Genomic DNA, 14,795 nt, shown 5'->3' on the forward strand with positions numbered 1-14,795 from the left:
CTTAACTAAAATTATTAGTTTTTCAAGGTATTTTTTAAGATTTGCCTAAAATTTCTTTATTTGTTAATACTGTCAATATAAAAACTTAGATCTTGGACTGTTTCTAATACGCCCTTGTAGGCGCCTTTCTTATCTCTGACTGCAAAATAGCCAATTGCTATATCCTTGCCTCCAATATTTTTTACAAGCTTGAAGGAATCTCTTTTGCCTTCCTTAAAATCCTTGATAAGTCCCCTAACTATAGACTCAACTTGTGGTGGGTGGCAGGAATAGACTTCCCTACCCAGGGATGACTTTGGTCTTTTGAATAATTTTGCCCCTTGGTGATTATTGTAATAGGCATTTATATCATTTTCATCCACAAAGGTTATTTCAATCTCCATGGTATCTAGCATGGCTTCAAGCTGATCTATCCTCATCTTGCCCTTGGCAAAGTGTATATAGTTATCTTCTGAAATAGACTTACTTTCTGCTTCTTCTTTCTCATAGGCTACTAGGTCGTGGTCATAATCGGCCAAATCCTCATAAAGGATGGCTAAATCTTGGCTGGTTAAGGTATCTTTCATGAGAGGGTAGAGGATATTTTCCTCCTTGTAGGTCATCTCTTTGGCTCTTTCTAGGGATGTGTTTAAGAGGTCGTCTTTCTTTAATTTCAAGCCCTTTTTGATATTATTTACAATCTCTATATCCACTGCCCACATTACATCAGAAGGGCCCGGTTTATTGTACTTAGCCTTTAGGACTGGGTAGATAAGGTCGCCCTTTTTCTTGTAATGATTGGCTAAAATTCCTCTTAGCTTTTCAAAATCTCCGTCATTCTTTTCTAGGATTTCTTTTATCTTTTGGTTTTCCTTAGCAAAATAGGAAATAAATGGGCTATCATCATAGGATGTTTTTTCATTTTCATTTTCAGTCATCCCATGAAAAAGGCTTGAGTGAACATCGCAAAGCTTTCTAACTTCATCCTTATTCATGCCAGAAGCCAAGAGCTCTTCTTCTGCATCCATTATTTCTGCTGATGAAACTCCCTCAAAGTTTTCCCTAAAATCAGCCCTCACACTTTCAAGGTCTTCCCCAGCTGTGAGTCTTTCTATAAAGGATTTGATAAGTTTTTTCCTTTCTATGACTTCCGGATCTTGGGATGAGTCGATTAGCTCATAGCCAAGATCTTTTAGCTTATCTTCAAGATTTTCTATCTTCATCATAGAAGCTCCACGCTTTAGGCTCATCTTTTTGCCTACTGTACTTACCATTAGCGGATTGGCTAGAGCGTTAAAACCTAGGCCTATTAGGTCATTTTTTAGTTTGTCATTATCTTTTATTAGATCTGCCACAGGCATATTTATATCAATTATCATAAAATCCTCCTAATCTTACCATAATTATATCACCATAGATAATGATTATCAGTAACTTTTGTTACAAAATTTGAAATTATTATAATTTTTTTTAAAAAGCAAAGAACTCAAGGTATTCCTCGAGTTTCTTGCTTTTTATTTCTTTATTTTTTCTTGTTCTTTATTGATGCAAATAATCCGGCTAAAGATGCTGCTGATAATCCAAATAAGTAATTTAAGCTTCCTATACCCGTTTTTGGATTAGATGATTTTTTCATATATTTTCCTAATGCATTTTCTTCTTTTGATTCCTTATTTGATTTTTCTTCAGAGATTTTTTCTTCCTTATTTTCTTTTGTTTTTTCTTCCTCAGATTCTTTTACAGAATTTGCCTCATCTTCTTTCGTTTCTTCTACTTTTATTTCAGGGAGTTTTACATCTTCTTCTTTTTTATCTTTTGCTTTATTTTCCTCTACACTTATAGCTTTATCTTTTTCACCTTCTGGTTTTGATTCTTCTCGAGGTTCTTCTATATTCTTCTCCTCATCTTCTACTACATCAACCCCATCTATACCCATCAACCAGTTCCAGTTAAACTCAGTATATCTTATAACCATCTTTGTTTTTCCATCCACTACCTGGTTTGATTCATAAAGTAGGCCGAAAGTATCTTCTAAATTTGTATTTTCTAATGATGAATATTGGTATTCGCCTATATTAATATTTCTTTGGGCAACAGTTTTAAATTCAAAGTTTTTATTTTCTTTGTTAATAACTTCCATAACCTTTATCACACCATTTTTTCTTCCTCCAGGTTCAGAGTTTGATAAAATGATGTATTCCTTACCGTCTCTATCGTGTTTAACGACAGATAAATTGTTTTGGCTATAGGATTTGAAATCAACAGATCCTACACCATAATTCCAGTTTTCTCCATCATCTTTACTTATTGCATAATTAATTGTTGGATTATTTCCAGGGCTTCTCATAAATGAAACTACAGTTCCATTATTTAATTGTACAAGTTGATTTTCAGAGTTTTGTCTATTTACTAATCCGCCAAGCGAAGATTGACCATCATGGTCGTTAGGATTTGTTAATGACCTTTTCCAATTCTCTCCGTCATCAGAATAGATGAAGGTTGTAGATTCTCTATTATTATACTGACCTGGATTCGTTCCAAAATATAAAGGAAGTAGCAATCTACCGCTCTTAAGTTGCAGGCCTCTTCCTGGGGAAGAACCTAAAAATTTCATTCTATTATCTGTTTTTACTTGTGGTGTTATATCCTTAGGAGAAGACCAAGTTTGTCCACTGTCGTCAGAGTAAGTTAGCCATAAATATGGAGTTTGATGGACTTGCAAATCTGAAGAGTCTTGATACACATTTCCTAGATACTCATCACCTCTATATAAATTTCCTATCTCTGTAAACGGCTGTTTATCAGTAGTTTTTACCTTTAAATCTGTAGCTTCGCCTGCTTGGTTGAAAACTACTCCATCTTCTCTAACAGTATATCTTCTACCTTGTTTATCTTTCAACTCAAGGTAGTCATTTCCATCTATATTTACATATCCTGATCCACCTTGTGAAGACCAATATTTTCCTCCGGATTTAAAACTGTCTAGTAGCATATAAACTCTACCAGCATTCTTTCCAGTATATACTGGAGTTAATTGCATATCAATTGTGAAAGGGGCATTTTTATCAATCCCTTCTTCAGGTCTATCAACAACTTTTATCGCCGGCGAAAAATCTTTATCTCCAGGTTTTTTAATTCTAACAACAGCATCTATGTCGCCCCAATCAGATTCTGTTGATAATCTCTGATCAGCACCAGCTATGATTGTACCGTCCTTTAATTTTGCTAAAGAAGGGATTCTATAGAAATCAGAGCCTTGATATGTAGGGTAATACATATCGAAATCTTCGGTCTTAGCTTGTTTATTTGTTTTCTCTTCGATATGTTCTCCATTAGATGCAAGCTTTTCAATATCCTGCTTCAATTCTTCATACTTTTCATTTGTTAAACTTTTTTCACTACTGATTTTATCAAAATTATTCTTTAATTCATATATTTCAGGGTATTCTTCCTTTAATTTATCATCTAGCTTGATCTTATCTAACGTATACTTTATAATATTGTAATTTAATTCTTCTTTCTCAGAGTCATTCATCTGCGAAACAGGTGCAGGTATATTTTCTTCTGATAATAATATATTATCTTGATCAATTTCATCTACACCTGATTTTTCAATCGAATCTTCAGACTCTATCATTTCTTCAGCTTTTTCATCACTATCATTATCCACTAACTCATCTTTTAAGTTATTGGTGTTATTAATATTTTCTTCACTTACTTTTTTCTTTTCTATCCCTTTATCATTTAAGCTTTCTGCCGCTTGGGAGATGTTAGGAAAACATACTAAAATAGATAAACTTAGAGCACAGGCCATCATTTTCTTAGGTAACTTATTTTTTTTCACAATTCGTACTCCTTTTATTTAATATCGTTTTCATGAAAACTCGATTGATAATTATCTTGTTATTATATTATGTTATTAGAATTATATTGTCAATAGTTTCAAAGAATATAAGCTATTTAGAAAGTATTTTCAGTATTTTTTATAAATATTTTATTTCCATTATTTAATAAGTTTTAATTTAGATTTTTATAATCACAATAATATTTTTGCAATATTGAAAAACGTTTTCTTAATTTTTGACTTTCATTAACACCAATTTTAAAAGAATGATATTAAAAATAAATAAGTTCTCGAAATTATATTCTAATTTATAAACAATGAATTTTTACAAAAAAAGACCAATAAAGGATTATAAAATCCGGTATTAGTCTTTAGCATTAATTTATTTCACAAATATACAAAGCCAAATAGTTTTATACTGACTTACTACCCTATGGATTTTGTGGGGTGGGATTTCTAAGATGTCGCCTTCTTTTAATTCGACGATTTTTCCTTCTATTTCAAGCGTCGCCCTTCCCTTTTCGATTTTTACTATCTCAAGCTGGTCCTGGTCGTAATAATCTGTGGCTTGGTCAAGGGAGCTAGTTCTTAGGATTTTTATTTTATCATTTTCAAAGATTAGGTCTTCTATTTCTTTATCTTTATCGAAGTTTATATTTTCGTAGATGTTGTAGATTTTCATATTTCTCCTTAAAAAAAGCAGCTCTTAACAAGCTGCTGATTTTTTCTTTAATCCCATTAGGAGGGTCCCAATTGCAAGCCCATAGGCTAGGCCCTTGGCTAAGTCTGGGATATTTGGGTTTTGGTTTAATACTATGGCTAGAACTAAAAAGGCAAGTCCTGCCCTTGTTGGGTTTTGGATTTTTTTCATTCTGTCATCCTTTCAAATTCTATGGAGAATTTCTTGAGGATTTTCTTCTCTAGTCTTGATACAGTCATCTGGCTTATATCCAAGCTTTCTGCTATATCTACCTGGGTTCTACCTTCGTAGTATCTGAGCTCTAGGATTTGCTTTTCTAGGTCGGTGAGCCTTTCTTTTGACTTGTCTATCATATCTTTTAGCTCGATTGAGTCGAAGTTTTTGTCTTCTTCGCCGACTATATCTGCTAGGTCTATGGCATTTTCTCCCTTTTGGACCTGGTATTTCATGTCCAAGGATTGAGGAGTGTAGACCTTGCTTGCTTCCATGGTTTCTAGGATTGTTTCCTCATCTTCTCCTAGATAATCGGCTATGTCCTTACTTGTTGGAACTCTTTGAAGCTCTTGGGTTAGGGTCTTTTTGGCTGTGTTTATCTTTTTGTAGAGGTTTTGGATGCGTCTTGGCACCCTTATTACCCAGCCCTTGTCCCTAAAATATCTCTTTAGTTCACCCATGATTGTTGGGGTGGCAAAGGATGAGAAGGCATAGCCCTTTGATGGGTCAAACCTATCTACAGCATTGATTAGGCCTAGGCTTGCTACCTGGTAGAGGTCGTCTTTTTCTATGCCCTTGCCTACGTATTTATTTGATAGGATATCGACTATATACATGTGCTCTTCTATGAGCTCATCTCTTAGCTTTTTATCCCTAGTTTTTGCAAATTCTTCAAATTTCTGATTAATTTCATCCTTACGGTCTTGGCTTTCCTTAGTCATAAGTCTTCCTCATGCTTATTTTTAGGAAATCTTCTCCTGTTTCAAGGTCATCTGCTAGGGCCTTTAGAATGGCATCTCTCATTGATATTGCCTTTGGATCAGCTGTCTTATCCTTGCCCCTTACTTCTATTGATAGGATATTATCTTCTACTAGGAAGTCTATTTGTACATCTTCTTCTGTTATTTTGTAGTTTATGGCCTCGCTTACTAGGACTTTGAGGTCTTCGATTTGTTCTATATCAAAGTCAAGGTCTGAGCCAAGACCTGCCACAAATAGCCTTACAGCTTTGAGATAAAGGCTATTTTGTGGTAGTTTTATGCTTATTTTTTCCATGTCTACTCCATATTGAAGACTTCTGTTAGGTCTGTTATTTTAAAGAGCTTGTAGATGTTTTCTTTTGGGTTTGTTATTGTGGTTTTGTGGCCCTTTTCATTTACAAGCTTGTATATTTTCATAAATTGGCCAAGGCCTGTTGAATCTAGGTAGTCTAGTTTTTCTAGGTCTATGGTTAGGTCCTTGTCTATATCTCTTAGGTTTTCTTCTATGAAGTCTCTGAATTTTTCTTCAGAGTAGACGTCTAGGTCACCTTCAACTTTTACTAATAAGTGGTCGTCTTTGTCAATAATAAAGCTTTGAAACATTTTATTCCTCTTCTTCTAGTGTATTGTCATATTTAGTTACTGAAACAATCTTATCCTTATCATTGGCTAGATTTTTAAGTTTTACACCTACTGTATTTCTACCTGTTGTAGATATATCTCTTACACTTAGTCTAATCATATCACCTGTTAGAGATACCATCATTATGTCAGTATCTAAATCTACTGCCAAGCTGTCTACTAATTGACCTGTCTTTTCGGTTATCTTGTGGCATCTGACACCTTTTCCGCCCCTGTTTTGGTTTTTGAAATTGGTGAAGGAGGTCTTCTTACCGTAACCATTTTCTGTTACTACTAGAAGATAGGTTTCATCTCCTTTGATATTCATTGATACTACTTCATCACCCTTATCAAGCTTGATTGCCCTTACTCCTGCGGCTGTCCTTCCCATGCTTCTAACATCTTTGGTGTTAAATTGGATGGTCATACCGTCTTTGGTGGAGATGATTAGTTCTTCGTCTTTTTCGATTTGTCTTACTGATATTAGCTTATCGTCTTCCTTGAGGGAGATGGCTATGATGCCATTTCTTCTGATCTTAGTGAAGTTTTCTGCTTCAGTTTTCTTTATCTGACCGTTTTTGGTTTGAAGAACCATTTGGCTATCCTTGCTTAATTCGGATAGGGTCACCATTTCGGTAATTTTCTCGCCGCTTTCTAGGTTTAGGATGTTGATTATCGCTTGACCCCTAGATGTACGGCTACCTTCTGGAATCTTGTAGGCTTCTAGAGAATAAACCTTGCCCATGGATGTGAAGAATAAAAGATCTTCGTGGGTGTTGGTTGTGATTATCTTTTTGATGAAGTCGCCTTCTTTGGTATTGCCTGCTGCAATTCCCTTGCCTCCCCTATTTTGTACCTTGTAGGTGTCGATAGGAAGTCTCTTGATGTAGCCTTCCTTGGTTAGGGTTATTAGGATATCTTCTTCTTCAATTAGCTCTGTTATGTCCATCTCTCCCTCATCTGGGACGATTTGTGTCCTTCTATCATCAGCGTATTTTTCTTTGATTTCTGTCATTTCGTCGATGATTAGGTTGATTAGGGTTTCTTCAGAGTTTAGGATTGAAAGTAGGTATTCAATTGTCCTTGCTAACTCATCATTTTCTGCATTTAGCTTTTCAATTTCTAGTCCTGATAGGCGTTTTAGTTGCATATCTAAGATGGCTTGAGATTGAACATCTGTAAGCTTATATTTGTCGTAGAAGATTTTCTTAATTTGGTCATTGTCATAGGATGATCTGATTATCTTGATTATCTCATCTATGTGGTCAATGGCTATTATAAGACCTTCTACTATGTGCTTACGGTCCCTGGCCTTTGATAGGTCAAATGTGGTCCTTCTGGTTACTACTTCCTTTTGGTGGTCTACGTAATATTCGATTAATTCTTTTAGATTTAGAATCTTTGGCTCGCCTCCAACTAGGGCTAGGTTTATGATACCGAAAGTATTTTCTAGTTGGGTGTATTTATAGAGGTTATTTAGGACGATGTTGGCGTTGGAATCTCTCTTGATTTCAACTACTATCCTCATACCTTTTCTGTCTGATTCATCTCTGATGTCAGATATGCCATCAATTCTCTTGTCTTTTACAAGTTCAGCTATTTTTTCGATTAATCTTGCCTTATTTACCTGGTAAGGGATTTCTGAGATTATGATTCTTTCCCTATTTTTCTTAAAGTGCTCGATTCTTGCTACTGCTCTTTGTTTAATCTTGCCCCTGCCTGTGTGGTAGGCATCTTTTATTCCAGATTTTCCTAGGATTAGGGCGCCTGTTGGGAAGTCTGGACCTGGGATTATTTTTATTAGGTCATCTATGGATATTTCTGGATCTTTCATGTAGGCTACACAAGCATCGATTGCTTCACCTAGGTTGTGTGGGGCCATGTTTGTGGCCATACCTACTGCTATACCGTTTGACCCGTTTACTAGTAGGTTTGGAAATCTTGATGGAAGGACTGATGGCTCTAGCTCTTCTTCATCGAAGTTTGGCACAAAGTCAACTGTATCCTTGTTTATATCCCTTAGCATTTCCTTGGCTATCTTGCTCATTCTGACTTCTGTATAACGCATGGCCGCTGCCGCATCCCCGTCTATGGATCCGAAGTTACCTTGACCTTGGGCTAGGGGATATCTAGTTGAGAAGTCTTGGGCTAGCCTTACTAGGGCATTATAGATTGCAGAGTCGCCGTGAGGGTGAAATTTACCCATTACATCTCCGACTACCCTGGCTGATTTTCTGGTTGGTTTATTTGGATCAAGGCCCAGAAGTTGCATATCATAGAGGATTCTCCTATGAACTGGCTTAAGGCCATCACGCACATCTGGTAGGGCTCTTGATACTATTACAGACATTGAATACTCAAGATAAGATGTTTTCATCTTGGTCTCAAGGTCTATATTCATTATATTTTGATTTTCTGTCATTTTGCCTCCTATACGTCTATATCTTTAACGTACTTGGCGTTTTCTTGGATGAAGTTACGTCTAGGTTCTACCTTTTCTCCCATGAGGAGGGCGAAGGTGTCATCGGTTGTGGTTGATTCCATATCTTCTACTACTCTTAGGAGGACACGCCTGTCTGGATCCATGGTTGTTTCCCATAATTGTTCGGCATTCATTTCACCAAGACCCTTGTATCTATTGATCTTGTAATTATCTGCTCCAAACTCTTTGATTACCTTATCTCTTTCATCATCTGAATAAACGTATCTTTCCTTCTTGCCTACGCTTATCCTGTATAGAGGTGGAAGGGCTACATATACGTGGCCTTCATCTATTAGGTCTTTCATATATCTGTAGAAGAAGGTTAAAAGCAAGGTTCTGATGTGGGCACCGTCGACATCCGCATCGGTCATGATTATGATCTTGCCGTAGCGAAGCTTTTCTAGGTCAAATTCCTTGCCTATGCCTGTACCGAAGGCTGTAATCATGTTTTTTATCTCTTCTGAGTTTAGGACCCTATCTAGGTGGGCCTTTTCTACATTCATTATCTTTCCTCTTAAAGGAAGGATGGCTTGAATTCTGTTATCCCTACCGCCTTTGGCAGAACCTCCCGCAGAATTACCCTCGACTATGAAGATTTCATTTTCGCCAATGTCTGTTGATTGGCAATCGGCAAGCTTGCCTGGAAGGGTAGCTGAATCTAGGATTGATCTCTTGCGGGTTAAATCTCTTGCCTTTCTGGCTGCTTCTCTGGCACGTCTGCTGGCAAGGGCCTTGTCTATAATAGCTTTGGCTGGTTTTGGATTTTCTTCAAGGAAGGCTGTTAAATGCTCTGAAATAAAGGTATCTACTGCACCCCTTACCTCTGAGTTTCCAAGCTTAGATTTGGTTTGGCCTTCAAATTGAGGCTCAGATATTTTTACAGAAATTACAGCTGTAATTCCCTCTCTGATGTCCTCACCTTGGAGGTTGTCCTCGTTATCTTTTATGAAATTATATTTTCTAGCGTAGTCATTTACAGTTCTTGTAAGTGATGACCTAAGTCCTGCCAAGTGGCTTCCACCCTCTGGGGTTTGGATATTGTTTGCATAGGATAGGATATTTTCGCTATAGGCATCTGTATATTGGAAGGCAAATTCAACTTCAGTATCTTCTTGGTAACCATCAAAGTGTGGAATCATCTCCATTATTGGATCTTTATTCCTATTTAGGTAGGCTACAAATTCTGATATACCACCTTCAAATTTAAAGCTTGTTAGGAAATCTTCTCTTTTATCTTCAAAGATGATTTCTACTCCCTTATTTAAGAAGGCCATTTCCCTAAACCTATTTTCTAGGATTGTCCTGTCATAGATTGTTGTATCAAAGATTGTTCCATCTGCCTTGAAGGTTATCTTTGTACCTGTTTCATCGGTATCGCCTATTACTTCTATATCTTTTGTAACTTGGCCTCTGGCAAATTCCATCTTATAGATGTGGCCATCTCTTTTTACTTCTGCTATTAGGTATTCAGAAAGGGCGTTTACTACTGAAACACCTACACCGTGAAGACCTCCTGATACCTTGTAGGCTGAATCGTCAAACTTACCACCAGCATGGAGGACTGTTAGTACGGTCTCTAGGGTTGATTTGTGGGTTGTTGGGTGTTCTTTGACTGGGATTCCTGATCCGTCATCTTCTACACTTACAACATTATCCTTGTCTATGGTAACTTTTATGTAGTCACAACGTCCGGCTAGGGCCTCATCTACCGAGTTGTCTACTACTTCGTAGACTAGGTGGTGGAGTCCCCTCTGGCTGGTTGATCCTATATACATACCAGGTCTTAGACGAACGGGTTCTAGTCCCTCTAAGACCCTGATATTACCAGCATCATAATTATTCTCTGTCATATTTATCCTTTCTAATTCTGCCATCCTTGATATAGGATATCTTATCAGCTGACACTTCTTCTAGGCTCTTGGTGTTGGTGGCTGTGATTATGGTTTGATAGTCAGCTAGGTTTTCTAGGAGAAATTTCGACCTAGATTCATCTAGCTCTGAAAATACATCATCAAGTAAAATCACCGCCCTATCTCCGCTTATCTCCCTTACAAGCCTTACTTCGGCTAGTTTTATATTGATAATAGCCGACCTCTGCTGGCCTTGGGAGGCAAAAAGCCTGGTGTTTTTGCCATTTATTTTGATAATTATATCGTCTCTGTGGATGCCAGATTTTGTTGTTTGGTATCTTAAATCCTCATCCCTATGGGCTAAAAACTTCTCCTGATATTCTTCAAGGCTACTTGCCTTTATATCCGGTATATAATCTATCTCTAGCTTTTCAGCACCCTTGGTTAGGGCATTTTGGAAGTCATTGGCGTATTTTTCTATATAGCCTATAAATTTATTTCTTCTCTTATAAATTTTGTAGGCTTCCTTTACCAAGGACTGGTCAAAGGCATCTAGCTGCTCTTTGAAAAATGAGGAAGACCTGTTTTTTAGCAATTTATTTCTAGAATAAAGAATCTTATCGTAGTCTTTTTTGACCTGCTTATAGGAAAAATCAATGCTTGTTATGATTTCATCTAAGAGGTCCCTCCTAAGATTTGGTCCTTCCTTTATAATAAGAAGGTCTTCTGGAGTGAATAAGACTAGCTTGAATAATGATCTTAAATCCTTGTTCCTAGTATATTTTACTTCATTTACGAAAATATTCTTATCAGAAGAATCTACTTCTATCCTTACTTTTTTAAAAGAGCGGCCCTTTCTGATTATGCCAGAAAGCTCCATCCTTTCCTGGCCAAACTGGATTAAATCCTTATCCCTTAGCTTCTTAAAGGAAGTGGCATTGGCTAAGTAATAACAAGATTCAAGCAGATTTGTCTTGCCCTGGGCATTATCTCCTATAAAAATATTTATATTGTCGTTAAAGCTTACCTTTTCGTAGAAATAATTCCTAAAATTGTGTAATTTTATATCTTGTATCCACATTATTTGATTATAATCTTGTAATCATCAAAGATTACAGCATCGCCTGGATGGGCCTTTTTGCCAGCTACAAAGCAAGGCTCATCGTTAAGGATTATGCCCTCTTCTTTGATAATGGACTTGGCAATGCCGCCTGTTGGCACTAGGTTTAGGACCTTTAGAAGGTCCTTTAGTTTTATCTCTTTACTTTCAAATTCAATTATTTCCATAAGGTCCTCACTTAGCAAGTCTAACTGGTAGGACTAGGTAGGTAAAGTCCTCACCCTCATGGCTAGAGTTTGTTGGGTAGATTAGGCATGGATTTAGGCTTGATTTGAAGTTTAGCTTAATCTTTTCGCTGTCACAAGCCTTTACCCCATCTTGCATGTATTTGGCATTGAAGGCTATATCCAGACCCTCACCCTCTTGTTCTACTTCTATAACTTCTTTTACATCCCCTATTTCAGAATTTGACATGATTGTCATAACTTTCTCATCGATGCTTACTTTTATAAGATTAGCCCTGCCTGGATCTGATAAGACTTGGGCCCTGTCTAGGGCTGATGTTAATTCTCTTTTTTCTAGAACTATGGATGTTTCTGAGATGTCGTTTATTATATTTCTGTAGTCAATATAATTTTTATCTATTACCTTGCATAGCATAGTAGTGGACTCTGATATAAACATTAGGTCATTATCATTTTTATAAAGACTTGTCTTGCTGTCATCTGAAACTATCCTTGACCATTCTAAAAGTGATCTCTTTGGTATAATGTATTCTGTATTTTCAAAATCTGCTGGATAATCTAGGGCAAGCTTCTTAAGGGCTACCCTATAGCCATCAAGGGCTACCATATTTAGAGATCCTTCCTTTAATTCAAAGAGAATTCCTGTTAGGGCAAGCTTTGTTTCATCAAGACTTGTTGCAAATTCTGTTTGGTTTATGGATCTTTTTAGCTTGTCATTATCTATTTGTATAGGCTTAGAATCTGGCTTTCTGATTTCTTCCTTCTCAAAATATTCAAAGGATATAAGGTTAAAGTTTGATCTTTTGCACTTGATATTGATCTTGCCATTTTCAAGTTCAATCTTTACTAGCTCATCTGGAAGCTTTCTTATTATATTACTAATAAGGTCTGCCTTTACAGCCATTACTCCTTCTTCTATAATATTGGCTTTGGCGTAGGTTTTGATTGAGATTTCTCCATCGAAGGAAGTCAATGAGAGTCCATCCTTATCTGCACTAAAGTATATTAATTCATGGATTTGTATATTGGTTGACTTGGATACGGCCCTATTGGCAATATTGATTGCTCCTAGTAGATCTTTTTGTTTGATTTCAAATTTCATGTCTTCTCCTTAACTATTATTTAAACTTAGTAGTATTAGTAGTAGGGAGTGTATAAATGTGGATATCTTTTATTGATATTAGTATTTCAAGCTTTATTGGTGTTTATATCTTCTGAATATCTCTATGAATAAATGGCTAGTTTTCCACATTTTACACAAGAGGTTTTTGAAGATTTGTTAAAAATAACTTATCAACAGACTTATCCACAAGCTTATACACAAATCACTCTTTTATTTCTTTTATTAGAGATTCAATCTCATTTTTAATGTCACTATCTTCTTCCATCATCAGGCTAATCTTATCTATGCCGTGGATGACAGTTGTATGATCCCTATCAAAGGCATTTGCAATAGTTACTAGGCTATCATCAAGTAGCTCTCTAGCTATAAACATGGCTATCTGTCTAGGATTTACAATCTCTTTCTTGCGGCTTTTGCCCTTAAGGTCGGAAAGCTTAATATTATATTTATTTGCTACAGCCTGCTGGATATCTCCTATAGATAGCTTTTTCTTGGTATTTTTGACCCTGGTTCCTACACCCTTTATAGCATCTTCCATAGATACTTCTATCCTGCCGTCACTTTTGGCATAGGCAATGGCTGTAGAAAGGGCTCCTTCTAGGTCTCTGATGTTTGTATTAATCTCATGAGCTATATAGGAAAGGATTGAATTATCTATGATAGCTCCTAAATCTTCAAGCTTTTTTTGAAGTATTGCCACCCTTGTCTCATAATCAGGCCTTGAGATATCAGCTATAATACCGTAGTTAAACCTTGAAACCAGCCTATCCTCTAGGTGCTTGATCTCCCTTGGTGGCTTATCTGATGTTATAACTATTTGCTTGCCTGCATTGTAGAGGTCATTAAAGGTATGGAAAAATTCCTCCTGGGTCGCTTCCTTATTGGCAATAAATTGAATATCATCTATAAGAAGGATATCAACTGACCTATACCTGGACCTAAACTCTTGGTTTTTATTAGTCCTAAGGGCTGCAATCATCTCATTTGTAAACTTCTCACTAGATAGGTACATGACATAGACATCATCCCTAGCTTCTAGGACCTGGTGGGCAATAGCTTGGATTAAGTGAGTTTTGCCAAGTCCACTTGCCCCGTATATAAAGAGAGGATTATAGACCTTGGACTGCTCCCTCCTAGAAATAGTATCGGCAACAGCCTGGCTAATTGATAAGGCGTATTGGTTGGACTTGCCTTGGACAAAATTTTCAAATACATTGGCCTCTTCAAGCTGAGGTCTAGGGTAGGATTTGACCTTATCAATCCTCATCTGACCATCCCCATCGTATTCCTTGCCTAGGGTAAGGACCTTGTCATAATCATCCCCATCCTTGGCCACAACCATGACATCTAGCCTAGCTCCAATCTTTTCCTCAATAGCATAAAGGGCCTCTTGCAACTTTGGAAGCCAAATGCCATCAAAAATAAAGAGGGTATCCTTCTTAGGAATCTCTAGATAAAGGGTGCCTTCATGCAAATTTAGGGGCTTTAGTATGTTAATCCATGTATTAAACTGCTGTGAATCGGTAACATGCATTTTCATTTCATTTTTTAATTCATTAGTAATGAATTCTAAACTTCGCATATAAACCTTCCTTTCGTATTGCTTATCCACATAGATAAAAGTCTTTAAAATTAGCTCTTATATAAAAAAATAGACAGCTTATCCCCAAAATAGGGATAAGTTGTGGATAAGTCCCTTGTTGATAAAAATAATCTTGATATTTAAAGCAAAATTAGGATAAGCAAAAAAATTTATATGTAAAAAATTAATCTTATCCCCAAAATAATATTAAATTAATGCTCAAAACTTAGTTTTACCCTTACTTTTACACAAGCAATTATACCATAAACAAGCCATTAATTCAACTTATCCACAATAAGTAGATAAAAATATGGATAAGTCTCAATTTATAAAAA

Annotated in this window: 13 protein-coding genes; all 13 read right to left on the reverse strand. The window is 36.4% G+C overall.

The window, feature by feature from the left end:
- Positions 1 to 56: 56 nt before the first annotated feature.
- Positions 57 to 1,358 carry a DUF438 domain-containing protein gene (locus ACCQ42_RS06915; protein ID WP_410035748.1) on the reverse strand — a complete coding sequence of 434 codons (1,302 nt, stop codon included), beginning with the start codon at positions 1,356 to 1,358 and terminating at the stop codon, positions 57 to 59.
- Between the two features lie 143 nt (positions 1,359 to 1,501).
- Positions 1,502 to 3,823: a sialidase family protein gene (locus ACCQ42_RS06920; RefSeq protein WP_410035749.1), complete on the reverse strand. Its 2,322-nt coding sequence runs from the start codon at positions 3,821 to 3,823 to the stop codon at positions 1,502 to 1,504.
- Positions 3,824 to 4,205: 382 nt separating this feature from the next.
- Positions 4,206 to 4,505 carry a cupin domain-containing protein gene (locus tag ACCQ42_RS06925; protein WP_410035750.1) on the reverse strand — a complete coding sequence of 100 codons (300 nt, stop codon included), beginning with the start codon at positions 4,503 to 4,505 and terminating at the stop codon, positions 4,206 to 4,208.
- Between the two features lie 24 nt (positions 4,506 to 4,529).
- A complete protein-coding gene (locus ACCQ42_RS06930; RefSeq protein ID WP_410035751.1) occupies positions 4,530 to 4,694 on the reverse strand; it encodes a hypothetical protein in 165 nt (54 codons plus the stop codon).
- Positions 4,691 to 5,458, reverse strand: coding sequence for a SigB/SigF/SigG family RNA polymerase sigma factor (locus ACCQ42_RS06935; protein ID WP_106461240.1), 768 nt, complete (start codon positions 5,456 to 5,458; stop codon positions 4,691 to 4,693). Before ACCQ42_RS06935 ends, ACCQ42_RS06930 begins: the two co-directional genes overlap by 4 nt.
- Positions 5,451 to 5,792 carry an ATP-binding protein gene (locus ACCQ42_RS06940; RefSeq protein ID WP_410035752.1) on the reverse strand — a complete coding sequence of 114 codons (342 nt, stop codon included), beginning with the start codon at positions 5,790 to 5,792 and terminating at the stop codon, positions 5,451 to 5,453. The genes ACCQ42_RS06935 and ACCQ42_RS06940 overlap by 8 nt, the downstream gene beginning before the upstream one ends.
- Before the next feature lie 2 nt (positions 5,793 to 5,794).
- Positions 5,795 to 6,100, reverse strand: coding sequence for an STAS domain-containing protein (locus ACCQ42_RS06945; protein WP_410035753.1), 306 nt, complete (start codon positions 6,098 to 6,100; stop codon positions 5,795 to 5,797).
- A 1-nt stretch (position 6,101) separates the two neighbouring features.
- On the reverse strand, positions 6,102 to 8,540 hold the full coding sequence (gyrA, locus tag ACCQ42_RS06950; RefSeq protein ID WP_410035754.1) for a DNA gyrase subunit A: 2,439 nt from the start codon (positions 8,538 to 8,540) through the stop codon (positions 6,102 to 6,104).
- Positions 8,541 to 8,548: 8 nt separating this feature from the next.
- The gene (gyrB, locus tag ACCQ42_RS06955; protein WP_410035755.1) at positions 8,549 to 10,474 is read right to left on the reverse strand and encodes a DNA topoisomerase (ATP-hydrolyzing) subunit B; all 1,926 of its coding nucleotides are present in this window, start codon (positions 10,472 to 10,474) and stop codon (positions 8,549 to 8,551) included.
- The gene (gene recF / locus ACCQ42_RS06960; protein WP_410035756.1) at positions 10,437 to 11,531 is read right to left on the reverse strand and encodes a DNA replication/repair protein RecF; all 1,095 of its coding nucleotides are present in this window, start codon (positions 11,529 to 11,531) and stop codon (positions 10,437 to 10,439) included. The genes gyrB and recF overlap by 38 nt, the downstream gene beginning before the upstream one ends.
- Positions 11,531 to 11,737, reverse strand: a complete 207-nt coding sequence (locus ACCQ42_RS06965) for an RNA-binding S4 domain-containing protein (protein WP_106461245.1) — start codon at positions 11,735 to 11,737, stop codon at positions 11,531 to 11,533. The genes recF and ACCQ42_RS06965 overlap by 1 nt, the downstream gene beginning before the upstream one ends.
- A 7-nt stretch (positions 11,738 to 11,744) precedes the next feature.
- Entirely contained in the window at positions 11,745 to 12,857 is a 1,113-nt protein-coding gene (gene dnaN / locus ACCQ42_RS06970; protein WP_410035757.1) for a DNA polymerase III subunit beta, read from the reverse strand.
- 223 nt (positions 12,858 to 13,080) lie between these two features.
- Complete coding sequence (dnaA, locus tag ACCQ42_RS06975) at positions 13,081 to 14,460, reverse strand: chromosomal replication initiator protein DnaA (protein WP_410035758.1); 1,380 nt, start codon at positions 14,458 to 14,460, stop codon at positions 13,081 to 13,083.
- Between the last annotated feature and the right edge of the window lie 335 nt (positions 14,461 to 14,795).

Source organism: Anaerococcus kampingae (assembly GCF_046365475.1).
Classification (GTDB): Bacteria; Bacillota; Clostridia; order Tissierellales; family Peptoniphilaceae; genus Anaerococcus; species Anaerococcus kampingae.